At 71.8% G+C, this 22,526-nt stretch carries 19 protein-coding genes and 1 tRNA gene; 3 read left to right on the plus strand and 17 right to left on the minus strand.

The features are described from left to right. Window positions 1-5: 5 nt before the first annotated feature. From ACWEQG_RS15955 to ACWEQG_RS15970, 4 genes are all read right to left on the minus strand, one after another. A complete protein-coding gene (locus tag ACWEQG_RS15955) occupies window positions 6-674 on the minus strand; it encodes a trypsin-like serine protease (protein WP_452285309.1) in 669 nt (222 codons plus the stop codon). Window positions 675-953: 279 nt separating this feature from the next. Beyond that, window positions 954-1,029: transfer RNA gene (locus ACWEQG_RS15960), tRNA-Leu, on the minus strand. Window positions 1,030-1,270: 241 nt separating this feature from the next. Beyond that, the gene (locus ACWEQG_RS15965) at window positions 1,271-2,629 is read right to left on the minus strand and encodes an NAD(P)/FAD-dependent oxidoreductase (RefSeq protein WP_363462291.1); all 1,359 of its coding nucleotides are present in this window, start codon (window positions 2,627-2,629) and stop codon (window positions 1,271-1,273) included. Window positions 2,630-2,780: 151 nt separating this feature from the next. After that, entirely contained in the window at window positions 2,781-3,578 is a 798-nt protein-coding gene (locus tag ACWEQG_RS15970; protein WP_452285311.1) for a uracil-DNA glycosylase, read from the minus strand. Between the two features lie 164 nt (window positions 3,579-3,742). Between ACWEQG_RS15970 and ACWEQG_RS15975 the strand changes: the two genes are divergently transcribed. Continuing rightward, window positions 3,743-4,948, plus strand: a complete 1,206-nt coding sequence (locus tag ACWEQG_RS15975; RefSeq protein ID WP_452285313.1) for a cytochrome P450 family protein — start codon at window positions 3,743-3,745, stop codon at window positions 4,946-4,948. Window positions 4,949-5,009: 61 nt separating this feature from the next. On the opposite strand, the gene ACWEQG_RS15980 is transcribed toward ACWEQG_RS15975, so the two are convergent. The 10 genes from ACWEQG_RS15980 to mfd form a co-directional block, all read right to left on the minus strand. Continuing rightward, the gene (locus ACWEQG_RS15980; RefSeq protein WP_452285315.1) at window positions 5,010-6,011 is read right to left on the minus strand and encodes a DUF1700 domain-containing protein; all 1,002 of its coding nucleotides are present in this window, start codon (window positions 6,009-6,011) and stop codon (window positions 5,010-5,012) included. Further along, the gene (locus ACWEQG_RS15985) at window positions 6,008-6,337 is read right to left on the minus strand and encodes a PadR family transcriptional regulator (protein WP_452285317.1); all 330 of its coding nucleotides are present in this window, start codon (window positions 6,335-6,337) and stop codon (window positions 6,008-6,010) included. The genes ACWEQG_RS15980 and ACWEQG_RS15985 overlap by 4 nt, the downstream gene beginning before the upstream one ends. A 350-nt stretch (window positions 6,338-6,687) precedes the next feature. Next, window positions 6,688-8,103: a xylulokinase gene (locus ACWEQG_RS15990; RefSeq protein WP_452285319.1), complete on the minus strand. Its 1,416-nt coding sequence runs from the start codon at window positions 8,101-8,103 to the stop codon at window positions 6,688-6,690. A 336-nt stretch (window positions 8,104-8,439) separates the two neighbouring features. Next, a complete protein-coding gene (locus ACWEQG_RS15995; protein ID WP_452285321.1) occupies window positions 8,440-9,381 on the minus strand; it encodes a Ppx/GppA phosphatase family protein in 942 nt (313 codons plus the stop codon). Then, entirely contained in the window at window positions 9,378-9,974 is a 597-nt protein-coding gene (locus ACWEQG_RS16000) for a DUF501 domain-containing protein (protein WP_452285323.1), read from the minus strand. The genes ACWEQG_RS15995 and ACWEQG_RS16000 overlap by 4 nt, the downstream gene beginning before the upstream one ends. Before the next feature lie 10 nt (window positions 9,975-9,984). Then, window positions 9,985-10,437 (minus strand): FtsB family cell division protein, encoded by a 453-nt coding sequence (locus ACWEQG_RS16005; protein ID WP_452285325.1) that lies wholly within the window; start codon window positions 10,435-10,437, stop codon window positions 9,985-9,987. Between the two features lie 150 nt (window positions 10,438-10,587). Further along, entirely contained in the window at window positions 10,588-11,868 is a 1,281-nt protein-coding gene (gene eno / locus ACWEQG_RS16010) for a phosphopyruvate hydratase (RefSeq protein WP_346226900.1), read from the minus strand. A gap of 82 nt (window positions 11,869-11,950) precedes the next feature. Continuing rightward, window positions 11,951-12,940 (minus strand): MazG family protein, encoded by a 990-nt coding sequence (locus tag ACWEQG_RS16015; protein ID WP_452285327.1) that lies wholly within the window; start codon window positions 12,938-12,940, stop codon window positions 11,951-11,953. A gap of 50 nt (window positions 12,941-12,990) precedes the next feature. Next, window positions 12,991-13,671 carry a SurA N-terminal domain-containing protein gene (locus ACWEQG_RS16020; protein WP_452285329.1) on the minus strand — a complete coding sequence of 227 codons (681 nt, stop codon included), beginning with the start codon at window positions 13,669-13,671 and terminating at the stop codon, window positions 12,991-12,993. Window positions 13,672-13,723: 52 nt separating this feature from the next. Continuing rightward, complete coding sequence (gene mfd, locus ACWEQG_RS16025; RefSeq protein ID WP_363462313.1) at window positions 13,724-17,221, minus strand: transcription-repair coupling factor; 3,498 nt, start codon at window positions 17,219-17,221, stop codon at window positions 13,724-13,726. A 250-nt stretch (window positions 17,222-17,471) separates the two neighbouring features. Here mfd and ACWEQG_RS16030 point away from each other — a divergent pair, with 250 nt between their 5' ends. After that, complete coding sequence (locus ACWEQG_RS16030) at window positions 17,472-18,203, plus strand: methyltransferase domain-containing protein (RefSeq protein WP_452285331.1); 732 nt, start codon at window positions 17,472-17,474, stop codon at window positions 18,201-18,203. Between the two features lie 4 nt (window positions 18,204-18,207). On the opposite strand, the gene ACWEQG_RS16035 is transcribed toward ACWEQG_RS16030, so the two are convergent. Further along, the gene (locus tag ACWEQG_RS16035) at window positions 18,208-19,464 is read right to left on the minus strand and encodes a hypothetical protein (protein WP_452285333.1); all 1,257 of its coding nucleotides are present in this window, start codon (window positions 19,462-19,464) and stop codon (window positions 18,208-18,210) included. Further along, a complete protein-coding gene (locus tag ACWEQG_RS16040; RefSeq protein WP_452285335.1) occupies window positions 19,464-19,979 on the minus strand; it encodes a SigE family RNA polymerase sigma factor in 516 nt (171 codons plus the stop codon). Before ACWEQG_RS16040 ends, ACWEQG_RS16035 begins: the two co-directional genes overlap by 1 nt. 54 nt (window positions 19,980-20,033) lie before the next feature. Here ACWEQG_RS16040 and cysC point away from each other — a divergent pair, with 54 nt between their 5' ends. Then, a complete protein-coding gene (gene cysC / locus ACWEQG_RS16045) occupies window positions 20,034-21,323 on the plus strand; it encodes an adenylyl-sulfate kinase (RefSeq protein WP_452285337.1) in 1,290 nt (429 codons plus the stop codon). A gap of 15 nt (window positions 21,324-21,338) precedes the next feature. On the opposite strand, the gene ACWEQG_RS16050 is transcribed toward cysC, so the two are convergent. After that, complete coding sequence (locus ACWEQG_RS16050; protein ID WP_452285339.1) at window positions 21,339-22,367, minus strand: glycoside hydrolase family 26 protein; 1,029 nt, start codon at window positions 22,365-22,367, stop codon at window positions 21,339-21,341. Window positions 22,368-22,526 lie beyond the last annotated feature (159 nt).

Consider the following 22,526-nt stretch of genomic DNA (forward strand, 5'->3'; position numbering starts at 1 on the left):
CGGCTTCAGGGGAGCGCGACGTACTCGCCGAGGAACTTCCGGGCCGATGCCGTGTCCAGGCGGTAGTCGAGGTTGGTGAACCGGCAGGCGTCGTCCACCCCGCTGATCGTCGTGGCCACGAGCAGCTTGGAGTCGGAGCCTCCGAGGTAGTTGGGGCCGCCCGAGTCGCCGTAACAGGTCCCGCCCTCCTTGCCCCAGGGGTCCGGCGCCAGTTCGAGCCACCTGCCGCGAAGGCGCTTGAAGGAGATGGTCGTCTGGCTGCGCGTGTCGGTGTAGTGGAACCGCCACCCGTGCGCCTTCTTCGTGGGGTCCACCGAGCCGTACCCGACGGGGGTGAACCGGGCGGCATCCAGACTGCCGTCGGCCTTGAGCCGGTCGAGCAGGCCCAGGGAAGGCAGCGTGGCCGGCGTGATACCGGGAACGGGGTCGGAGAAGACGACGACCGCCATGTCGTAGAGCCCGCTCTTGCGGCTGTAGCGGGAGTCGGGCACGAAGCGCCCGGTGTAAAGCGTGTCCCCGGCCCGGTAGCGGGCGGCGAAGGAGACCCGCGCCGTCTTCTGTCCCTCATGTCCGCAGTGGGCGGCCGTGAGGAAGACGGTCGGCGAGATGAGAGTGCCGGTGCAGTACGCCCAGGTGCCGTCGCGTTCCGGCTCGTCGCCGATGAGGGCGCCCACTTCCGGATGATCCGCGTGATCGACCGAGCCGTGGGTGATGGCCGATGCCGGCGAGGCGGTACCCGCCACCAAACCAGCAAGAACCATAACAAAAGGGACAAAACGCATGCACAAATGTATCCGAGCATGGGTTCCGCATGGCAAATGTCAGAAGAAGATCTACGCATGCTCGTCAGGGCCCGGGCCCTGAAGTTGGACGCTTCTCTCCGGCCGGACCGGGTAGATCAGAGCCGGTGGCCGGACTCGTGCTGGCCGCCGGCTTTTCGTGCTGGAAGGGGATGGTGCCCCCGGTGGGACTCGAACCCACACCACAGCCCTTTTAAGGGGCTTGCCTCTGCCATTGGGCTACGGGGGCGCCGCGATCATATGTCACGGATCACTCCTCTGTAAGCAAGTTACGTCTTACGCGGCTTGTCCCCCTTTCCACTGCGGGCGAACGGCGCGGGTGGCCGCCACCCGGTCAAGGTTCGGGGAGACCGTCCGTACCTTCTCCCCCGTCCACCACACCAGCATGGCAGAGCCGCGGGAAGACGGAACGACCCGGCGGCGGTGCCGACGGGTCGTCCGGTGTTCTGGGGTCCTGCCGCTGCGAGGGGTCAGCGCCTGCGGCCGCTCTCAGCGGCCGCCCTGAACTCGTCACGCGGGTGCTCGATCTCGCCGAGAGAGATCGTCTCGCGCTTGAAGAACAGCGACAGCGTCCAGTCCATCACCACGCGGACCTTCCGGTTGACGGTGGGGACCCGCGACAGGTGGTAGGTGCGGTGCATGAACCAGGCGGGGAGACCGCGCAGCTTCACGCCGTAGACGTTGGCGACGCCCCGGTACAGGCCGAGCCCGGCGACCGAGCCGGCGTACTTGTGCCGGTAGTCCTTCAGCTTCTCCCCGCGCAGGTACGCGGCGACGTTGTCGCCGAGGACCTTCGACTGCCGTACGGCGTGCTGGGCGTTGGGCGCGCAGTACTGGCCGGGGTTGGTCACGTCGGGGACGCCCGCGATGTCGCCGGCGGCGAAGGCGCCCTTGACGCCCGCGACCGTCAGTCGCGTCGTGGTCTTGATCCGGCCCCGCTCGTCGAGCGGCAGGTCGGTGGAGTTGACGATCGGGCTCGGCTTGACGCCGGCGGTCCAGACGATCGTGGCCGACTCGAACTCGTCGCCGTCCGAGGTCTTGACCAGGCCGCCCTCGCACGACTGCAGGAACGTCTCCATCTTGAGCTCGATGCCGCGCTCGCGCAGCTGCTCGGCGGTCCACTCGCCCATCTCGGGGCCGACCTCGGGCAGGATCCGGTTGGACGCCTCGATGAGCACCCAGCGCAGGTCCTTCTTCTCGATGCTCGGGTAGTACCTGATCGCGTCCTCGGTCATGTCCTCGAGCTCGGCGAGGGCCTCGATGCCCGCGAAACCGCCGCCGACCACGACGAAGGTCAGCGCCCGGCGGCGCACGTCCTCGTCGTCGCTCGACTCGGCCCGGTCGAGGAGGGCGATCACCCGGTTGCGCAGCGCGATGGCCTCACCGACGGTCTTGAAGCCGATGGCCGCGTCCTCCAGGCCGGGAATCGGCAGCGTACGCGAGATCGAACCGGCCGCCATGACGACGACGTCGTACTCCATCTCGCGGGACTGGCCTGCGCCGGGCTCGAAGGTCAGAGTGCGCGCCTCGTGGTGCACCTTGGAGACCTTGCCGTTGAGGATGCGCACCTTCGGCAGCACCCGGCGCAGCGGGGCCACGACGTGGCGCGGCGAGATGTTGCCGGCCGCCGCCTCGGGGAGGAACGGCTGGTAGGTCATGTACGACTGCGGGTCGATGAGCGTGATCCGCACGCTGCCGTCGCGCAGCTCACGGCGGAGCGTGCGCTGAAGACGAAGAGCCGTGTAAAGGCCCACGTACCCACCGCCGACGATGACGACGTGCTTCCAGTTGCGGTCTGCCACGATGCCCTCCCAAGCTTGTGAAAGCATTCACAAGCCTACGTCACGAGATGGCAACCGCACCAATCGACTAGGGCCGAAGGTCCAGTGATTTTCCCCACTTAGTCATCTTGCGATGACATTTCTCGGGAAAATTCCTGCAATCTTCCCTCAGTGACCGACTTCACACTCGTGAAATCGTTCACAAGGTCCCCAGGGCCGCGGCACGGGCGAAGACCGCGTCGAGCATGTCCGCGGTGACCCGGCCGGTGAAGGTGTTCTGCTGACTGGGGTGGTAACAGCCGATGAGCGTGACCGAGGCGGCGCCGCACGAGATGGGCACCTCCACGCCGTGCCCGAAGGGCGGCCTGCGGGACGGCAGCGTGAACCCGGCCGCGCGCAGCGCGGGCCACACGGCCTGCCAGGCGAAGCCGCCCAGCGCGACGATCACCCGGGTCGTGCCCGCCACCAGCGCGAGCTCCCTGGCGAGCCAGGGGAAACACGTGTCGCGCTCCTCCGGCGTCGGCTTGTTGGCGGGTGGCGCGCACCGCACCGCCGCCATCATGCGCGCGCCGATCAGCCGCTGTCCGTCGTCCGCGCGCACGCTGGTCTCCTGTGCGGCGAGCCCGGTGCGGTACAGCGACGCGAACAGCCAGTCGCCGCTGCGGTCGCCGGTGAAGATCCGGCCGGTCCGGTTGCCGCCGTGCGCGGCGGGGGCCAGGCCCACGATGAGCGTGTGCGGCTCCTCGTCGCCCCAGCCCGCGATCGGCCGGCCCCAGTAGGTCTCGTCCGCGAACGCCCGCCGCTTGACGTCGGCGACCTCCTCCCGCCACTCCACCAGACGCGGGCAGGCGCGGCACACCGACTGCCGGGCCGTCAGTTCGGCCGGCGTACGGCTCTCGGCCGCGAGTTTGGCGACCTCACGGGCGTTCTGGGCGACGGGGGTGTCCGGGGCCGCGGGGTCGCCCGGCCAGCCGGAACCGGGAGGAACGAAGCTCATGACACCGATCGTGCCAGGTCAAAGGGGATGCGTCGGCCGGAAACGGGATCTCCCCCGCCATGGCACTCCCGCAGCGGATGTGCGGGCATCCGGGTGTCATGAGAGGTCACACCGAGGAAGATTCCAATCTTTTCCGCCGTACGGAAGGTGGGTACGTACGGCCCGTGTCCATCGACTCATGCCCCCCGCTGTTCGGCCCGGCGTTCGACGCCGACCCCTACCCCGCCTACGACTGGCTGCGCCGCAACGCGCCGGTGACCCGCGTGCCGCTGCCCGGCTGCGAGGCGTGGCTGGTCACGCGGTACGAGGACGCCGTGACCGCGCTAACTCATCCCGCGCTCGCCAAGGACCCGGCGGCGGGCTCGCCCGAGTGGCGGGCCGCCAATCTGGGCCTGCCCCTGGACCACCGGCCGGGGCTCGCCCGCCACATGATCAACGCCGACGGCGCCGACCATGCGCGCCTGCGGCGGCTCGTGAGCGCGGCCTTCACGCCCCGGCGGATGGCGGGGCTGCGCGCGCGGGCGCTGGAGGTGACCGACGCGCTGCTCGACCGCCTCGACGGTCCGGAGGCGGACCTGGTCTCCGCCCTCGCCTATCCCCTGCCGATCACGATCATCTGCGACCTGCTCGGCGTGCCGGAGGAGGACCGGGACACCTTCCACCGCCACGCCTCCGTGATCGACTCGGCGGCGGCGTCGGAGGTGGAGGAGATCAAACGCGCCACGGACGCCCTGGAGAGCTTCCTGGCCGACCTGGTCGAACTCAAGCGCTCCCGGCCGGGCAACGACATGCTCACCGACCTCGTACGGCGGTCCAACCAGGGCGAGATCGACGAGAACGAGCTGACCTCGACCGCGTTCCTGCTGCTCGTCGCGGGTCACGAGACGACCGTGGCGCTGATCGGCAACGGCCTGCTCGCGCTGCTGCGGCATCCCGGCCAGGCGGCGGCCCTGCGCGCCGACCCAAAGCGGCTGCCGGACTTCATCGACGAGATGCTGCGCTACGACGGTCCCGTACGGAACGCGACCTGGCGCTTTCCCACCGAGCCCGTGGTCATCGGCGGCCAGGAGATGCTGCCCGGGGAGCCCATCCTCGTCTCGCTGCTGGCCGCCAACCGGGACCCGGCGGCGTTCGCCGACCCGGACGCGTTCACCCCCGGCCGGATCGGCGAGCCGCACCTCGCCTTCGGCCGGGGCCCGCACTACTGCATCGGCGCCGCGCTGGCCAAGGTGGAGGGCGAGGCCGCGATCGGCCGGGTGCTCGAACGGTTCCCCGGCCTGGCCCTGGCCGTCGACCCGGCCACGCTGACGTGGTGGCCGAGCGCGATCATGCGCGGCCTGTTCTCGCTGCCCGTCCGCCTGCACGGCTGACGTCCCGCCTCCGGCTCCGTCCACAGCGCGGAGCCGGAGTGTGCACGCTCCGCCGCCGGCGTCAGCGCGTCGGCGTGGCGGAGGCCGACGGGGAGCCGGACGGCTCGGCGGAGGGCGTGGACGACGGTGAGGACAAGGGCGTGGGCGAAGGCGTCAGCGTGGCGGGCGCGCACGCCGCCTCCGGTTCGGTGGGATCGGCGCGGCGCTCCACGGGCTTCAGCGGCAGCGGGTAGGCGTTGCGGATCGGCGGCTCCCCGTCGCAGGGGATGACGATCTCCTGGTCGAAGCCCTGCTCCAGCATGATCGGGTTGCCGTCCTGGTCGTAGAGCCGGACGTCGTGCAGCGGCGTGCCGTCCTCGGCGTACGGGAAGATGTTGGAGACGTTCCCGCCCAGCGAGGACACGCTTTCCACCCGTACGCCCAGCGCGTGCATCGCCGGCCGTGGGCCGTAGTCGAACGCGACGCTCCGCGACGACGTGCTGGGGACGTCGGCCATCGCCCCCAGCACGAGGGCCACGGCCAGCAGGTTGGCCCCGAGCAGCAGCACCCGGCCCCAGCGCGACGCCCCCGTACGGCCGCGCCGGCCCAGCCACACCGACCCCCAGACGACCGCCAGCGTGAACACCCACGCGGGGATGTCGCCGGGGACCAGCCCCGGGGCGCTGATGGGCGCGAGCACGGCCAGCGCGATGGCGTAGCCCCGCAGCACCCACCACGCGGGACGCAGCTCGGGCGCGAAGACGGCCGCCTGGCGGTAGGGCGGCAGCACGAGCAGCCGCGTGTGCGCGCGCCGGACGGCTCCGGTCACCCGCTCGCGCAGCCGCCCGGCCAGCGAGGAGTCGTTTCCGCCCTGCGGCCTCCCGCCGTAGGCGGCCCGCAGCTCGGCGGCGTACGCCTCGGGGCTGCCGAGGCGTTCCTCCAGCGACATGCCCGGCTCGGCGGCGACCTCGGCGAGATGCTCGTCCAGGTCCTCCAGCAACGTCTCCCTGTCGCGGGCGGGGAGATCGGCGAGCGCCTCGCGTACGGCGGCGGCGTAGTCCTGGGGCGTCATCGGGGGGTTCATCCTGGGTCGACCTCCTTGAGCAGGTCGTTCATGGTGGCGGCGAAGGACGTCCACGTCTTCGCCGAGGTCTGCATGAGCGAGCGGCCCACGTCGTTCAGGCCGTAGTACTTGCGGTGCGGCCCCTCTTCGGAGGCGACCACGTAGGAGGTGAGCGCTCCGGCCTTATAGAGCCGGCGCAGCGTCCCGTACACCGAGGCGTCGCCGACGTCCTCCAGTCCGGCCTCACGCAGCCGGCGCACGACGTCGTATCCGTAGCTGTCGCGCTCGGCGAGCACCGCGAGGACCGCCAGGTCGAGGACCCCTTTGAGGAGCTGACTACCGTCCACGCACAGCACAGTACTACGCATTGCGCAGTACCGGCAAGATCTCCTCCTGGGCCGCACGTTCCCGAAGATGTCGTGCGGTGACGTCGATCGCCCGGACCGCCCATCGGGTGTTCCCGCGGGCCGCGCGGCCGGTCCGAGCGGTCCGAGCGGTGTCCGAACGACAACGCCGCGCCGCGTCCGCCGGTGATCCTCAGGCCAAAGGTCAGCTCTCATGTGGTTAGCCATGGACCTGCGGGCGGAGGCGGACGCCGCCATGACGGTGCGGTCGCGTGGCCGATGCAGGCGCGCACGTGAATGCCTCGGCGTGGTCGTGGCTCGTAGCGCCGGCCCGCTGACCGGCTCTGCCGCCGTCAGTCAGCGCGGTCGAGGACGTTCGCGCGGGCCACGGCGTACCGTTCGCGGATCGCCGGCACGGCGTCCGCCTCGTGCGTCTCGACCTGCCCGACCGTCCATGACGGCGGCCGCTGCCCGCCTGACAACACCCAGGCCGCCTGGCGGGCGGCGCCGTCGGCGACGTACTCCCCCAGTGGTGGGACGAGTACGGGGCGGCCGAAGACTGTAGGCGCGATTCGGCGTACCGCCTCCGAGCGGGCGCCGCCGCCGACCAGGATGACCCGGTTGACCGTCGCGCCCTGCGCGATCATTGCGTCCAGCCCGTCGGCGAGTGCGCACAGCATGCCCTCCACTGCCGCGCGGGCCAGGTGCGCGGGAGTCGAGGTCCGCAGGGCCAGGCCGTGCACGGCTCCGGTGGCGTGCGGGAGGTTCGGTGTGCGCTCGCCCTCCAGGTAGGGCACCAGGACCAGCCCGTCGGCGCCCGGCGGGGCGGACAGCGCCAGCGCCGACAGCTCTGCGTGGTCCACCCGCAGCATGGTCGCGGCCGCGTCCAGCACCCGGGCGGCGTTGAGCGTGCACACCACCGGCAGGAACCGGCCGGTCGTGTCGGCGAACCCGGCCACGATCCCGCTCGGGTCCGCGGCCGGCACGTCGGAAACGGTGGACACTATGCCAGAGGTGCCGATCGACACGATCACGTCGCCCGGCTCGGCACCGACACCCAGCGCCGCTGCGGCGCAGTCGCCGGCGCCGGGGCCCAGCGGCGCGCCGGTGCGCAGGTGCCCGGCCTGACCGGTCGGCCCGAGCACCTGCGGCAGCAGCACATCGTCGCGACCGAAGGCCAACCGGAGCAGGTCCAGGCGGTACTCATCGGTCGCGGCCGACCAGTATCCGGTCCCGCTGGCCTCGCTGCGGTCGGTGCGCAGCGCATCGAGCCCCGGTGCGCCGGACAGTCGCCAGGTCAACCAGTCGTGCGGCAGACAAACCGCGGCCGTACGGGCGGCGTTGTCCGGCTCCGCCGAGGCCAGCCAGCGCAGCTTGGTGACCGTGAAGCTGGCCACCGGCACCAGGCCGACCGCCTCCGCCCATGCTCGCTGTCCCGCCTCGCCGCCGCCGAGATCCGAGATCAGGTCGGCGGCGGCGCCGGCCGAGCGGGTGTCGTTCCACAGCACGGCGTCCCGGATCACCGCGCCGCCGGCGTCCAGGCACACCATGCCCTGCATCTGCCCGGCGATCGAGGCGGCCGCCACGTCGTCCAGTCCGCCGGCCTGTGCGACCGCGTCGGACAGTGCGGCCTCCCACGCGGCCGGCGGCACGGCGGTGCCGACGGGGTGTGGTGCGCGACCTTCGCGCACCAGCTTCCCGGTCTCGGCGTCGCGGATGACGACTTTGCACGACTGGGTCGACGAGTCAACTCCGGCGACGAGGGGCACCGGTCCTCCAGGGCTTGTCGGATGGGGGGTCAGGTGGCGCGGTTGGACAGCGGAGGGCGCGGACCAGGTGGTCGCCGCGAGCTGTTGAGCGGATGAACCCGAAGCCCCCGGCGCCGACTGTGTCTGGGGTCGAAGGTCTAGAACGCTGGGGCGATTTGGTTGGATGGGTAAATTATTTCGGCTGCACTGGATGTGTTGTCAAGACCATGATCGGCCCATCGCGGGTTACCAATCGGAATTAGCCGGTTTCCCGACAGGGCTCAATCCGCTACCTGGCGGCTGGGGACATCTTCGGGAGCGGAGGGCCGCCCGGAGGAGCAGGGCCCGGCGGACGCGTCAGGCAGTGAGGGACCAGGCGATGCCGTCGAGGATGTCGTGCTCGCTCACCACGACCTCGGAGAAGCCGTAGCGGCGGACGATGCGGTCGAGGATGAGCGCGCCCGCGCCGATGACGTCCACCCGGCCCGGGTGCATCACCGGAATGGCCGCCCGCTCGTCGTGCGTCATCTCCAGCAGCCGCGCGGACACCTCGTGGACCCGCTCGGCGGGGATGCGCGAGTGGTGGATGCGCGCCGGATCGTAGGCGGGCAGGCCGAGCGCGATCCCGGCGACCGTGGTGACCGAGCCCGCCAGGCCGACCAGCGTGCGCGCCGTGCGCACGGGGACGCTCTCCTCGACCCGGTCCATCGCGGCCTCGATGTCGGCGACAGCGGCCTCCACGTCCCCGGTGGCCGGCGGGTCGTCGTGCAGGTGGCGCTCGGTCAGCCGTACGCAGCCGATGTCCACCGACAGCGCGCCCTCGACGGACCGGGAGCCGACGACGAACTCCGTGGAACCGCCCCCGATGTCCACCACCAGAAAGGGCGTCTCGGCGGCGGCTCCGGCGAGGCCCCGGGTGGCGCCGGTGAAGGACAGCCGCGCCTCCTCGTCGCCGGTCACCACCTCCGGCTCCACGCCGAAGATGTCCCGTACGCCGGAGACGAAGTCGGCCCGGTTGGCGGCGTCGCGCGTCGCCGACGTGGCGACCACACGGACCGGCACGGGGCCGTCCGGGGAGTGCTCCCTGATCAGCTTGGCGTACCCGCGCATGGCACTGAAGGTCCGCTCCAGGGCCTCCGGCGCGAGCCGTCCCGTACGGTCGACGTCCTGGCCGAGCCGGACGATCTCCATCCGCCGCTCGACGTCGGTGAGGTCGTCCCCCGAGATGTCCGCGATGAGCAGCCGGACCGAGTTGGTCCCGCAGTCGATGGCCGCGACCCGCTTCGTCTCCACGCTCATCCCTCCCGGCCCCCGATCGCCTCTTCCGGCTTCTCCAGGTCGACGCAGGGGCCGTCGGCCCACCAGTCGGGCAGCGCGTCCAGGGCCTCCCGGCCGAACGGGTTGACCCCCGGCGCGGCCAGCTCGTGGGCGACCAGCGCGTGCAGGCACTTGACCCGGTCCGGCATGCCGCCGGCGCTCTGCATGTCGCGCGGCAGCGGCTCCAGGCCCTCCTCGCCGGCCGCGCGGTCGCGGCGGGCGACGTAGTCCTCGTGGGCCGCCCGGTACGCCTCGGCCAGCTCGGGGTCCTCGGCGAGCCGTGCCTGCATCCGCCGCATCAGCCCGGACGATTCCAGCGTGCCGATCGCCGAGGCCGCTTTGGGACAGGTCAGGTAGAACAAGGTCGGGAACGGCGCGCCGTCGGGCAGCCGGGGCGCGGTCTCCAGCACGTCGGGCAGCCCGCAGGGGCACCGGTGGGCGACCGCCCGCACCCCGCGCGGCTGCCGCCCGAGCTGCGCCCGCGCCGCCTCCAGGTCCGCCTGGTCCACGGCGCCCACCTGGTCGTCCGCCACGTCGATCTCCTCGCCCTTCACGATGCCCGCCGCGGTCCTCATCCCGCCGTCCTCAGCCCGCCGCCGGGGACGGAGTCGCCGTCGGCGCCGGGCTCCGCTGCCCCTGCCCGGGTACGGCGGGCCGCCCCTTGTCGGCCGCCTCGAACGACCGCCAGAGCGTGACGTACCAGGCGGGCCGCTCCGGCGGCTTCGTCCCGGCCTTGGCGGCGGCGGCGCCGGCCTGCTCCTCGTCGAGCACCTGGTAGCAGTCCGCGCCCGGCTCGCAGTAGAACAGCCGCTCCTTGGCCAGGCGCTTGATGTATTCCGGGTCCTCCAGCCGCCGGCGCCGCTCCTCCAGGTTCTGGAGCTTGCGCAGCGCGTTCGCCTGCTGCTGCTCCAGCTGGGCGATCTGCCGGCGCTGGGCGACGTACTCTCGCACGGGGTAGGCCAGGCTCATGGCGATGGCGCACACGACGACCGCGAGGATCGCCGCGCGCCCGGTGAGCTGCGGCCGCTTCGCCGCCACGAAACCACCCCTCCCGGCCGGTCAGCGCATGGCCCGATCGACGGCCACCCTAACCGCCCGTCCCGGCCGTCCACGCCCCACATCGCGTAGGCGCTCGCCGCACCGCGTGTGCGGGGGCGTGTCCAGCCGGGCTACCCGCGTGTGCCGCCGCTATCCCTGGAAGCGCGGGAAGGCGGCGCGACCGGCGTACCGCGCCGAGTCGTCGAGCAGCTCCTCGATGCGCAGGAGCTGGTTGTACTTGGCCACCCGGTCCGAGCGGGCCGGGGCGCCGGTCTTGATCTGGCCGCAGTTGGTGGCCACGGCGAGGTCGGCGATCGTGGTGTCCTCGGTCTCGCCGGAGCGGTGGCTCATCATGCAGCGGTAGCCGCTGCGGTGGGCCAGGTCGACCGCGTCGAGGGTCTCCGACAGCGTGCCGATCTGGTTCACCTTCACCAGCAGCGCGTTGGCGGCGCCCTCGGCGATGCCGCGGCCGAGCCGCTCGGGGTTGGTGACGAACAGGTCGTCGCCCACCAGCTGGACCTTGGCGCCGAGGGAGGTGGTGATGGCCTTCCAGCCCTCCCAGTCCTCCTCGTTCAGCGGGTCCTCGATGGACACCAGCGGGTAGGAGCGGACCAGGTCCTCGTAGAAGGCGATCAGCTCGGCGGACGACACGCCCTTGCCGTCGATCGTGTAGACGCCGTCGTTGTGGAACTCGCTGGCCGCGACGTCGAGCGCGAGCGCGATGTCCTGGCCCGGCGTGTAGCCGGCCTTCTCGATGGCGACCAGGATCAGGTCGAGCGCGTCGCGGTTCGACGGCAGGTTCGGCGCGAAGCCGCCCTCGTCGCCGAGGCCGGTGGCGTAGCCCTTCTCCTTCAGCACGCTCTTGAGCGTGTGGTAGGTCTCCGCGCCCATGCGCAGCGCCTCGGAGAACGTCTCGGCGCCGATCGGCGCGATCATGAACTCCTGGATGTCCACGTTGGTGTCGGCGTGCGCGCCGCCGTTCAGGATGTTCATCATCGGCACGGGCAGGATGTGCGCGTTCGGCCCGCCGACGTAGCGGAACAGGGGCAGGTCGGCGCTGTCGGCGGCGGCCTTGGCGACGGCCAGCGAGATGCCGAGGAGCGCGTTGGCCCCGAGGCGGGCCTTGTTGGGCGTGCCGTCAAGATCGATCATCGTCTGGTCGATGAGACGCTGCTCCTCGGCGTCGAAGCCGATCAGCTCGTCGGCGATCTCGTCGGTCACGCCGAGGACGGCCTTCTCGACACCCTTGCCGAGATAGCGCTTCTTGTCGCCGTCGCGCAGCTCGACGGCCTCGAACTGGCCGGTGGAGGCGCCACTCGGAACGGCGGCGCGGCCGGTGCTGTAGTCGTCCAGCAGTACCTCGACCTCGACCGTGGGGTTCCCACGGGAATCGAGAATCTCGCGGGCGGTGATGGCCTCGATGGCAGCCACGAACGCTCCTAGCAAAATGGCGGGCGGTTTGCCTCCCGAGCCTATCGGTCCCTACTACTCGGTACGGCGGAGGGCCACCCGTTCACGGCGTGTCCGGCGGCGTCACCCGGCGATCGCCTTCCCACTCCTCCACGCGCCGCCGGTACTCCCTGGCCGCCGCCCTCAGCTCGGCCTCGGGGTCGAGCCCCGCGTCCTGGATCTCTCGTAGGAGCGCGAACAGGCGGGCGCCGACGGGCGTGGCGAGGTCCTCGGCGAGCACCCCGGGCGCCCCGGCGCGGCCGGCCCGGCGCAGGAGCTGGGCGGCCAGGGAGATCGCCGGCTGGCCCATGGGCACGCCGCTGAGCACCGACGCGGTCTCCCCCTTGGCGGCCCGCTCCGCCGCCTTGATCGTCTCCCAGTTGTCCGCGACATCACCGGCGCCGGCGACCTCGACGTCCGCGAAGACGTGCGGGTGGCGGCGGACCAGCTTCTCCACGATCCCGGCCGCGACGTCGTCGATGTCGAAGCCGTCCCCGTCCGTCCCCGCGCGCTCCTGAGCGAGGCGAGCGTGGAACACCACCTGGAGCAGCAGGTCGCCGAGCTCCTCGCGCAGCGGCGCGCCGTAGTCGCCCTCGTGGATGGTCTCCAGCACCTCGTAGGCCTCTTCGACCAGGTACGGCACGAGCGACTCATGGGTCTGCTTGCGGTCCCACGGGCATTCGCGGCGCAGGCGGTCCATGACCTGGACGAGATCGAGCAGCCGGGCCCCCGGCAGGTCGTAGGAACCGGGGACGACCTCGATCTCCGGCGGCTCGTCCAGGGAGATCGCGGCGTGGCCGACCGCGCGCATGAAGTCCTCGTCGCCGTCCTGCGCGGCCAGCCACACCACCGTCCCCGTACGGCTCTCGCGGGCGATCGCGCCGGGGTCCGGGGTCACCACCTCGACCCGGACGCCGACCTCGTCGAGATAGGGCAGACAGGGGTGCTCGGGAGTGCCGGTGAGCACTCGTCCCGCGGTGAGGGCCTTCCACGCCGCGGGCGCGAGCAGCCCCGGAGCGACCCTGGGCGAGGTGGTCACCACGATCAACGCCATGTTCCCACCCTAATCACCCCTCATGGCGTATCACGGCCGTCCTGGGGCGGTCAGCCGGCTTGGGGGGCGCCTTCCGCACCTGCCGCGCCCGCGCCTTCCGCACCCGCGCCTTCCGCACCCGCCGCGCCCGCACCGGGCGCGCCCGTGGTCGCGCCGAAGCGGTCGTCGGCGACGAAGCCCTGCTGGGGGTCGAACTTGCCGTAGCGCGGGCTGTACTTCACCGGCACGGTCGAGTCGGCCTCCTCGACGACCTTCTGGAGGGCGGCCTGCTGGCTCGCCTGGTCCTGACCCGCCCCGGACTGCTGCGCCAGCTTGTTGCGGACGATGACGGCGCGGATGAAGTCGCGGCTCTCGTCCAGCGGGATGCCGTTGGCCAGCAGCACCTTGTTGAACTGGTCCCAGCCGCCCTGGGCGACGGCGACGTCGTCCACCTCACGGTCGGTGACCGTGACGCCCTTGCGCCGGCCGAGCTCCTGGAACTGCCTGCTCGTGGTCATGTTGAGCAGGACCGTCTGCGGCAGCGAGAAGGACAGCTGGAGCTGGTTTTCGGGGATCTTGTTCGCGGCCAGGGCGGCGCGCAGCTCGCGGACCTCGTCGTTCAGCTGGCTGGAGGTGATGCGCTCATTGCCCACGATGGCCGCGGAACCCGCCTGCACGGGGCCGCCGCAAGCGGTCACGGCGATACCGGCCGCCGCCAGCGCCACGGCGACGCGCACTCGATACGACTTCACGGACGATCCTCCCGAACGACACCGGCCACGCATATGTTGACAATTTCGCGGGTCACTGTACCCGCATCGGCTCCAGGAACAGGGCCTCGACCAGGTCCCCGCACCATTTCAGCAGGTCGAGGTCGCGAAGCGGCTGACCGCCGATCGGTTTCGTCTTGGGCACCGGCACGAGCAGGATGCCCGTCGCCTGCTTCCAGATCGACCGCGGGTAGAGCCGCTGCAGCCGCACCTGCTGGGAGTCCTTCAGCTCCACGGGCGCGAACCTGATCTGCTGGCCCTGCAGCGTCACGTCCGTCAGCCCGGCCCGCCGCGCCTTGATGCGGAAGCGCGCCACCTCCAGCAGGTTGTCCACCTCCTGGGGCGGCCTGCCGTACCGGTCGGTGAGCTCGTCGCGGACGGCCGCGATGTCGTCCTCCGAGCCGATCGCCGCGATCCGCTTGTACGCCTCCAGCCGCAGGCGCTCGGAGGTGACGTAGTCGTGCGGCACGTGGGCGTTGATCGGCAGCTCGACCTTGACCTCGGGCCGCTCCTCCACCTTGCTCTCGCCCGCGAGCTTGGACTTCTGCTCCTGCACGGCCTCGGCCATCATCCGGACGTACAGGTCGAAGCCGACGCCGGCGATGTGGCCGGACTGCTCGGCCCCGAGGATGTTGCCGGCGCCGCGGATCTCCAGGTCCTTCATCGCGACGTACATGCCGGCGCCCATCTCGGTGTGCTGGGCGATCGTGGCGAGCCGCTCGTGCGCGGTCTCGGTCAGCGGCGACTCTGGCGGGTAGAGGAAGTAGGCGTAGCCGCGCTCGCGGCCCCGGCCGACCCGGCCGCGCAACTGGTGGAGCTGCGACAGGCCGTAGTTGTCGGCGCGGTCCACGATGAGCGTGTTGGCGTTGGGCACGTCCAGGCCGGACTCGACGATCGTGGTGGAGACCAGCACGTCGAAGCTGCGCTCCCAGAAGTCCACCATGATCTTCTCGAGCTGTGTCTCGTTCATCTGCCCGTGGGCGACCGCGATCCGCGCCTCCGGCACCAGCTCGCGCAGCCGCGCGGCCACCTTGTCGATCGTGCGGACCCGGTTGTGGACGAAGAACACCTGGCCGTCGCGCATCAGCTCGCGCCGGACCGCCGCCGCGATCTGCTTGTCGTCGTACGGCCCGACGAAGGTGAGGATCGGGTGCCGCTCCTCCGGCGGGGTGAGGATGGTCGACATCTCGCGGATGCCGGTCAGGCCCATCTCCAGCGTCCTCGGGATCGGCGTGGCCGACATGGCGAGCACGTCGACCTGCGTGCGCATGTGCTTCATGGCCTCCTTGTGCTCGACGCCGAACCGCTGCTCCTCGTCCACGATGATCAGGCCGAGGTCCTTGAACTTCACCTCGGGCGACAGCAGCCGGTGCGTGCCGATCACCACGTCGACCTCGCCCGTACGCAGGCCGTCGAGGGTCGCCTTGACCTCGCTGTCGGTCTGGAACCGGGAGACCGGCTTCACCGTCACCGGGAAGGCGGCGAACCGCTCACCGAACGTCGACAGGTGCTGCTGCACCAGCAGCGTCGTCGGCACGAGCACGGCGACCTGCTTGCCGTCCTGCACCGCCTTGAACGCCGCCCGCACCGCGATCTCGGTCTTGCCGTACCCGACGTCGCCGCAGATCAGGCGGTCCATCGGGACGGGCCGCTCCATGTCGCGCTTGACCTCGTCGATCGCTTCGAGCTGGTCGCCCGTCTCGGCGTACGGGAAGGCGTCCTCCATCTCCCGCTGCCAGGGGCTGTCGGCGCCGAACGCGTGGCCGGGAGAGGCCATCCGGGCCGAGTAGAGCCGGATCAGCTCGCCCGCGATCTCCCTGACCGCCTTCTTCGCCCGGGTCTTGGCCTTGGCCCAGTCGGCCCCGCCCATCCGGTTGAGCGTGGGCGCCTCGCCGCCGACGTAGCGCGTGACCTCGTCGAGCTGGTCGGTCGGCACGTAGAGCCGGTCGCCCTTGGCGTACTCGATCACCAGGTATTCACGGGTCGCGCCCTGGATCGTGCGCTGGACCATCTCGACGTAACGGCCCACGCCGTGCTGCTCGTGCACGACGTGGTCGCCGACCTTGAGCTGGAGCGGGTCGACCATGTTGCGGCGGCGCGACGGCAGCCGGCGCATGTCCTTGGTGGACGCCTTCTGCCCGACCAGGTCGAGGTGGGTCACCACGGCGACGTCCGGCGTGACGAAGCCGTGGTCGATGCGGCCCGTCGTGACCTGCACGACGTCCTTCGGCGGCGGGCCGTCGAGGGACGGCACCAGCCGCGCCGCCACGTCCACGCCCTTGAGCAGCTCGACCATGCGCTCGGCCGGGCCGTGCCCCTCGCTCAGCAGCACGACGGCCTTGCCCGCGCCCAGCCAGCCCTTGATGTCGGCGAGCGCCCGCTGGGTGTCGCCCCGGTAGGCCTCGACGTCCTGCGCGTCCAGCTCCACGCCCTCGCCGAACGGCGCGATGCTCCACCACGGCTGGCCCAGCTCGCGGGCGTGGTCGCGCACCTCCTCCAGCGTGCGGAAGGCCGCCGCCTCCAGGTCGATCGGCGCCTCGCCGCCCGCCGCGGCGGCGATCCAGGACGCCTCCATGAACTCCTGGCTCGTACGGACCAGCTCGACGGCCCGGCCGCGGATGCGCTCGGGGTCGCAGACGAACACGGCCGACCGCACCGGCAGGTGATCGAGCAGCAGGTCCATGGCCCCGGCGAGCACGGGCGCGAACGCCTCCATGCCCTCCACCGGCACCCCCTCGGCGAGCTGGTCGAGCACGTCCTTCAGCGCCGGGTGCTCCTCCCCCAGCTCGCGGGCGCGCCGCCGTACGTCGTCGGTGAGCAGCAGCTCCCGGCAGGGCGCGGCGAACAGGCCGTCCTGGGCGACCTCCAGCGAGCGCTGGTCGGCCACCTTGAACCAGCGGATCTCCTCGATCGTGTCGCCCCAGAACTCCAGCCGCAGCGGATGCTCCTCGGTGGGCGGGAACACGTCGAGCAGGCCGCCGCGCACGGCCACCTCGCCGCGCTTCTCCACCATGTCCACCCGGTGGTAACCGTTCTCGACCAGCCGGGCCACGATGTCGTCGAGCTCGGCCTCGTCGCCGGCGTGCAGCCGTACGGGCGCGAGGTCGCCGAGCCCGGCCACGATCGGCTGCAGCAGCGAGCGGACCGGGGCCACCACGATCCGCAGCGGACCGGCGGTCTGGTCGCCCTCGATCGGGTGCGCCAGCCGCCGCAGCACGGCCAGCCGCTGGCCGACCGTGTCGCTGCGCGGCGACAGCCGCTCGTGCGGCAGCGTCTCCCAGGCGGGGAAGACGGCCACGGAGTTCTCGTCGACCAGGCTGGTGAGCGCGGCGGCCAGATCCTCCGCCTCGCGCCCGGTCGCCGTGACGGCGAGCACCGGCCGTACGCGGGACAGCGCGGCCACGGCGAACGGCCGCAACGCGGGCGTCGCCACCAACTCGGCGCCGGGGTCGGCGGACTGCCCGGCCGCGTCGAGCGCGGCGGCCAGCCTGGGTTCGGCGGAAACGAGGTCGAGCAGTCCGGAAAGAGACATCGATGCCTTCAAAAGCCCCGTGACTAAGACAGCCGGCGTGCGGACGCGGCCCCCGTCATCCGGCCGATCCCCGCCTTAGCGAAGATCCACGAGATGCTCCCAACCGGGCCGCGGCTATCCAGGCTACGCCCTGTCCGCCCGCCTCGCTCCGCTCGGCCGCTCGGCTGGTCCCGCTCGGCCGCTCGGTCCGGACGAGATGGGTGGCGGCAAATACGCAACTCACCGTCCTCGAATGATTACTCTCAGTCGTATGACAGAGGTTCGGTTGTCGTCCGCGGACCAGGACGACGTGTTCAGCCAGCGGATTCGCGAGCAGTGGACCGACCAGCTCGGACGGCGGCTCGACATCCTCATCGCCGGGTGCGGCCGGGGCGGCGTCCTCGACGTGGGACGGTACGAGCCGAGGATGACGGGGGTGGACGAGGATCTGCCGCCCCTGCGGGCGCACACCGCCAACCGCGGCGACCTGGAGGCGTCCTACCTGGGCGACCTGCGCCTGGTGCCGATCCCGCCGCGCTCCTTCGACGTCGTCTACGTGGCGTTCCTCCTCGAACGCATCCGCCACGCCGAGCTCGTGCTCGACCGGCTCGTCGCGGGGCTGCGCCCCGGCGGGCTGCTGCTGCTGAAGATGCGCGACCGGAAGTCGGCGTACGGCTTCTGCGACCGGGTGACCCCCCGCTGGCTGCGGCGGACGCTGTGGCGCACGCTCGCCCCGGCCGGGTCCGTGGGGCCGCTCCCGGCGGTCTACGAACCGCTGGCCTCCCGGGAGGGCATCCAGGCGTACTGCCTCATGCGCGGGCTCATGATCGCCGAGGACTACTCGGCGGTGAGCGGCCCGGCCCGGCGGGGACCGCACAGCGGCTTGGTCTCGGTGGTCTGCCGGGCCGTGTCCGCGCTCTCGCGAGGCGGGCTCAACGGCACCGAGGACGAGATCACCATGGTGATCCGCCGTCCGCAGAACCACTTCGCCCGCCTCATCTGAGCCCCTACCGCAGGGTCAGGACCGGTTCCCACGACCCGGGCTGCCGGCTGTTCTTCCGGTTCGCCGTCAGCGGTACGACGTTCCCGCCGTTCACGTCCACCAGCACCAGGCCGTTGTCGAACTCGTTGCCGCACCTGCCGGCGCAGCCCAGGGCGACCAGGCGGCGGTCGTCCGCCCAGGCGAGCAGCTGGAGCACCTGCTGACGCCCCACGATCTTGCCCGTCGACAACTCCGTGACCTTGGTCGGCATGCCGTCCCGGCCCGCGAGCAGCGTGCCGTCGGGCGACACGCCCGCCTTCGACTCGCTCGGCACGTAGCCGTCGGGCGCGTCGCGCGGCCTGCCCTCCAGGTTAAGGAAGGCGTCATGCCACCCCGAGAGGCTGCGCTCGCGGATCAGCGTGCCGTCGCCGCTCCACGCGAAGTCGCGCCTGACGTTGCTGTTGTCGGTCCAGCAGGGATCGACGGCGTGGAAGTCCCCCGCCGTCGCGGTCGCCACGTCGACGACGTAGAACCCGGTGCGGCTGGTGGAGACCGTCTGGAACCGCGACTGCCGGGGATCCTCCGGCGTCGCCGCGACCCGTGCCGGGCACCGCCGCCCGTAGTGGGTCGAGTCGCGGTCGAGGTCGGGGTGGTCGTCATAGGCGGTGGCCACGAGCCGGGTGCCGTCGGGCGACCAGGACACGCCGCCCACCGGATGATCCACGGACACCCATGCCCGCACCTGGCGCGTCTCCATGTCGAAGATCCCGATCCTGCCGGCGGGAAGGTCCTTCTCCAGGACCGCCGCCCAGCGCAGGCCGGGCGCGACGTCGACGTAGGCCCATTCCGTCTTCTCGTACCGGCTCGTCACGGGGTCGAGGAGGTACCAGGTCCGGTCGGACACCCTGCCCTCGGCATCAGTGCGCCACCGCCTCGTGAAGTAGGCGGAGACGGCCACCCGCCCCGCGGCGATCATCTTCTTCGGCGGCGAGTCGCCCGTGTCGGCGAGCACGTCACGCGCCGGGGACGACGCCCGGTACGGCTGGACGGGCACCACCACCGGTGCGCCTCCGGTGTCCACCGGCGGTGCGAACCGGGGAACCACGACCAGCGGCACCAGCAGGGCCACGGCCGCCACGAGCGCCGCGCACGAGACCGCCCCCGCGAATCTCGTCAGGCGCAGCCGCGACCGGCGGCGCAGCGCGTGGTCGGCGAGGTCGGCGGGCACGTGGACCTCCCGCGACCACTCCTCCAGCGTCTGCTTCAGCATCCGGGGCGTCATCAGATCACCTCACTCAGGCGCAGGTCGGTGAGTTCCGGCGCGGTCGCCCGCAGCCGGGCGAGGGACCGGTGCGCGGTGCTGCGCACGGTCCCGACGGAGCAGCCGAGGATGCGGGCCACCTCGTTCTCGGGCAGGTCCTCCAAATAGCGCAGCACGAGCACGGCGCGCTGCCGGGGCGTCAGCCGGGCGAGCGCGCGGCGCAGGACGATCCTCAGCTCGGCCTCGTCGGCGTCTCCACGGCCGGCCGGGTGCTCCGGCACGTCGGCCACGCTGGTCTCCCGTCGCCGCCGCGCCAGCCGCCACCAGCTGACCTGCTGGCGGTACATGACCTGGCGCACGTACGCCTCGGGCTCGTCGAGCCGCCCCCATCGCGTGACGACCTTGGCCAGGGCGGTCTGCAGCAGGTCCTCGGCGGAGTGCTGGTCCCCTCCGTTCAGCAGATAGGCCAGCCGCATGAGCGCGGGCGCGCGGGCCGACACGAATTCGCGGAATCGTCGCTCTTCTGCGGCGTCCACGAGCACCTCCTCGGATCAACGTCTGCCTGTAGACGCCCCGGGCACGGGCACGCTATGCCTGCCGGTGCCAGTAGGGTGCGTATCCGATCCCATCGAGGTCCGATCGATCGAGCGGAAACGGATGCCATGACCGAGTGGACGCCCGACGCGCGTGAGCTGGCCGACCTGGAGCTGCTGCTGTCCGGGGCGTACGCGCCGCTGACCGGCTTCCTCACCTCTGCCGAGGTGGAGAGCGTGGTCGACCGCGGGCGGCTGCCCGGCGGAGCGCCCTGGCCCGACCCGATCACCATCGCGCTTCCCGACGAGTTCGGGCCCGGCGACCGGGTGACGCTCAAGGACCCCGAGGGCGCGGCGGTCGCGGTGCTGACCGTCGTGGAGCGGGACGGCCACCATGCCGCGGGACCGGTCGAGGCGCTCGACGCCCCCGTGTACGGCCCGTTCGCCCGGCTGCGCCGTACGCCGGAGGAGGTGCGCAAGGGCCTGCCCGACGGCGAGGTCCTCGCGGTGACGATGCGCGGACCGCTCGACTCCGCCGCGCTCGACGAGGTCGCGGCGACCGCCGAGGAGCTGGACGCGGCCGTGCTCCTCATGCCCCTCGTCTTCGGCGAGGGCGGCCCGGCCGTGGTGCGCGCCGCGCTCAAGGCGGCCGAGCGGCTCCCCGGGGCGACGGTGGTCGCGGTGCCGCTCGCGCCGCGCGAGGACACCGAGATCGACCTCGAGCTCCGCGAGCACGTGGCGCGAAATTACGGCGCCACCGAGCACCTCGCCGGCCCCGCGCCGGTCACGATCCCCGGGCCGCCGCACAAGCGGGGTCTCGTGGTGTTCTTCACCGGACTGTCCGGGTCGGGCAAGTCGACGATCGCCCGGGGGCTGCGCGACGCGCTGCTGGAGCGGGGCGGCCGCACGATCACCTACCTGGACGGCGACGTCGTGCGGCGGCTGCTGTCGGCGGGGCTCACCTTCTCGCGGGAGGACCGCGACCTCAACATCCGCAGGATCGGCTTCGTGGCCGCCGAGGTCGCCCGCCACGGCGGCCTGGCGATCTGCGCGCCCATCGCGCCGTACGCCGCGACCAGGGACGAGGTGCGCGCGATGGTCGAGGAGGTCGGCGGCGACTTCCTGCTCGTCCACGTGGCCACGCCGCTGGAGGAGTGCGAGCGCCGCGACCGCAAGGGCCTGTACGCCAAGGCGCGCGCCGGGCTGATCCCGGAGTTCACCGGGATCTCCGACCCCTACGAGGAGCCGGAGGACGCCGACCTCGTCCTCGACACGACGGACATGACGGTCGAGCGCGCGGTCGGCGCCGTGCTGAACCTCGTCACCGCGGGCGGCTGGGTGCGCTGAGGCCTCCTCCCGGCCTCAGGAGGGCGGCACCGGCGTCGACGTGAAGCGGGGCAACCGGCCTAGCTGTGCGAACGCCCGGGTCGCGCCCGGCGTGGTGTCGAATCTGGTGTCGCCCCGGGGAGCGAGCGGCGAGTCGAAGTAGACCAGCGCCTTGATCTGCGGGTAGTCCCCGATCTGGCGCTGGACGGACTCGAAGAAGTCGCGCTTGAATCCCGGCGCTCCGCGCCGCTCGAAGACGCCCCACTCGGCGACCATGATCGGTTTCGCCGGAAACCTGGCCTGCATCCACCGGTAGAACCCGGGCCAGCCCGGCGCGTCGGGCCGGGTCTTGTCGACCAGCCCGGCGAAGTCGCGCACCCGGTCGTCGGCGTACGGGTCGAAGGCCACCCAGTCGACCACGTCGTCACCCGGGTAGAGCCGGCCGAACCACGGCTTGACGGCCCAGTTGGGCGCGCCCATGTAGGTCATCACGGTCACCGCGTTGCGCACGCCCCGCTGCCGCAGGCGCGTCACCACGTGGCGGTACATCGCGACGTAGTCGGCGGCCGTGTATCCCCCGCCCTCGCGTACGTCGTTCTCCGGTTCGTGGTGGATCGTGAGGAAGAACCGGCCGGGGAAGCTGCGCCGGATGTGGTCGGCGAGCCGGTCGACGCGCCCGTCCACCTCGCCGCGCGCGACCTCGGCCCAGGTGTGGTCGAGCGCCGGCTTCCAGTTCACCAGCAGCAGCCGGGGCCCCTTGGCGATCTCCCGCTCCTCGGCGGTGGGGAAGAGCTCGCCGCCCCGGTGGTAGACGTGCACGATGTCGGCCCGGCGGCCCATGCGCCGTTCGGCCATGTCCACCGCACGCATCGGGCCGCGTCCGGAGAAGACGTCGGGCGCGATCCCCCACCACGCCCCGCACGTCGGTATGAGCTTGTCGGTGACCGCGCAGGCGACCGGCGTCGTCACGGCGCCGCCCGGCACCCGCCCGCTCGTGGCGGTGCCCGCGCAGGCCGTCGCGCACGCCCCCGCCACCAGTACGGCCACGCCGGCGATGAGTCTCATCGCGCCCCCTTTTTTCGGCAGACCTCGCAATGAACGGATGGGCAAACACCATCCCATCAATTCCCGTGGCTCCGGAAGCCGTTTCCCCATCTCACAAGTACGGAAATATCCACTTTCATCGACTAATTGAGCGGCCATCGCCTGAGGCGAATTCGTCAA

The organism is Microbispora sp. NPDC004025, from assembly GCF_053604425.1.

Excerpts from the sequence above, each read along its gene's own strand:
- ACWEQG_RS15965 (WP_363462291.1), bottom strand. The coding sequence starts at position 2,629 with ATGCTTTCACAAGCTTGGGAGGGCATCGTGGCAGACCGCAACTGGAAG.
- ACWEQG_RS15970 (WP_452285311.1), bottom strand. The coding sequence starts at position 3,578 with ATGAGCTTCGTTCCTCCCGGTTCCGGCTGGCCGGGCGACCCCGCGGCC.
- ACWEQG_RS15980 (WP_452285315.1), bottom strand. The coding sequence starts at position 6,011 with ATGAACCCCCCGATGACGCCCCAGGACTACGCCGCCGCCGTACGCGAG.
- ACWEQG_RS15995 (WP_452285321.1), bottom strand. The coding sequence starts at position 9,381 with ATGAGCGTGGAGACGAAGCGGGTCGCGGCCATCGACTGCGGGACCAAC.
- ACWEQG_RS16000 (WP_452285323.1), bottom strand. The coding sequence starts at position 9,974 with ATGAGGACCGCGGCGGGCATCGTGAAGGGCGAGGAGATCGACGTGGCG.
- ACWEQG_RS16015 (WP_452285327.1), bottom strand. The coding sequence starts at position 12,940 with ATGGCGTTGATCGTGGTGACCACCTCGCCCAGGGTCGCTCCGGGGCTG.
- mfd (WP_363462313.1), bottom strand. The coding sequence starts at position 17,221 with ATGTCTCTTTCCGGACTGCTCGACCTCGTTTCCGCCGAACCCAGGCTG.
- ACWEQG_RS16030 (WP_452285331.1), top strand. The coding sequence starts at position 17,472 with ATGACAGAGGTTCGGTTGTCGTCCGCGGACCAGGACGACGTGTTCAGC.
- ACWEQG_RS16035 (WP_452285333.1), bottom strand. The coding sequence starts at position 19,464 with ATGACGCCCCGGATGCTGAAGCAGACGCTGGAGGAGTGGTCGCGGGAG.
- cysC (WP_452285337.1), top strand. The coding sequence starts at position 20,034 with ATGCCTGCCGGTGCCAGTAGGGTGCGTATCCGATCCCATCGAGGTCCG.
- ACWEQG_RS16050 (WP_452285339.1), bottom strand. The coding sequence starts at position 22,367 with ATGAGACTCATCGCCGGCGTGGCCGTACTGGTGGCGGGGGCGTGCGCG.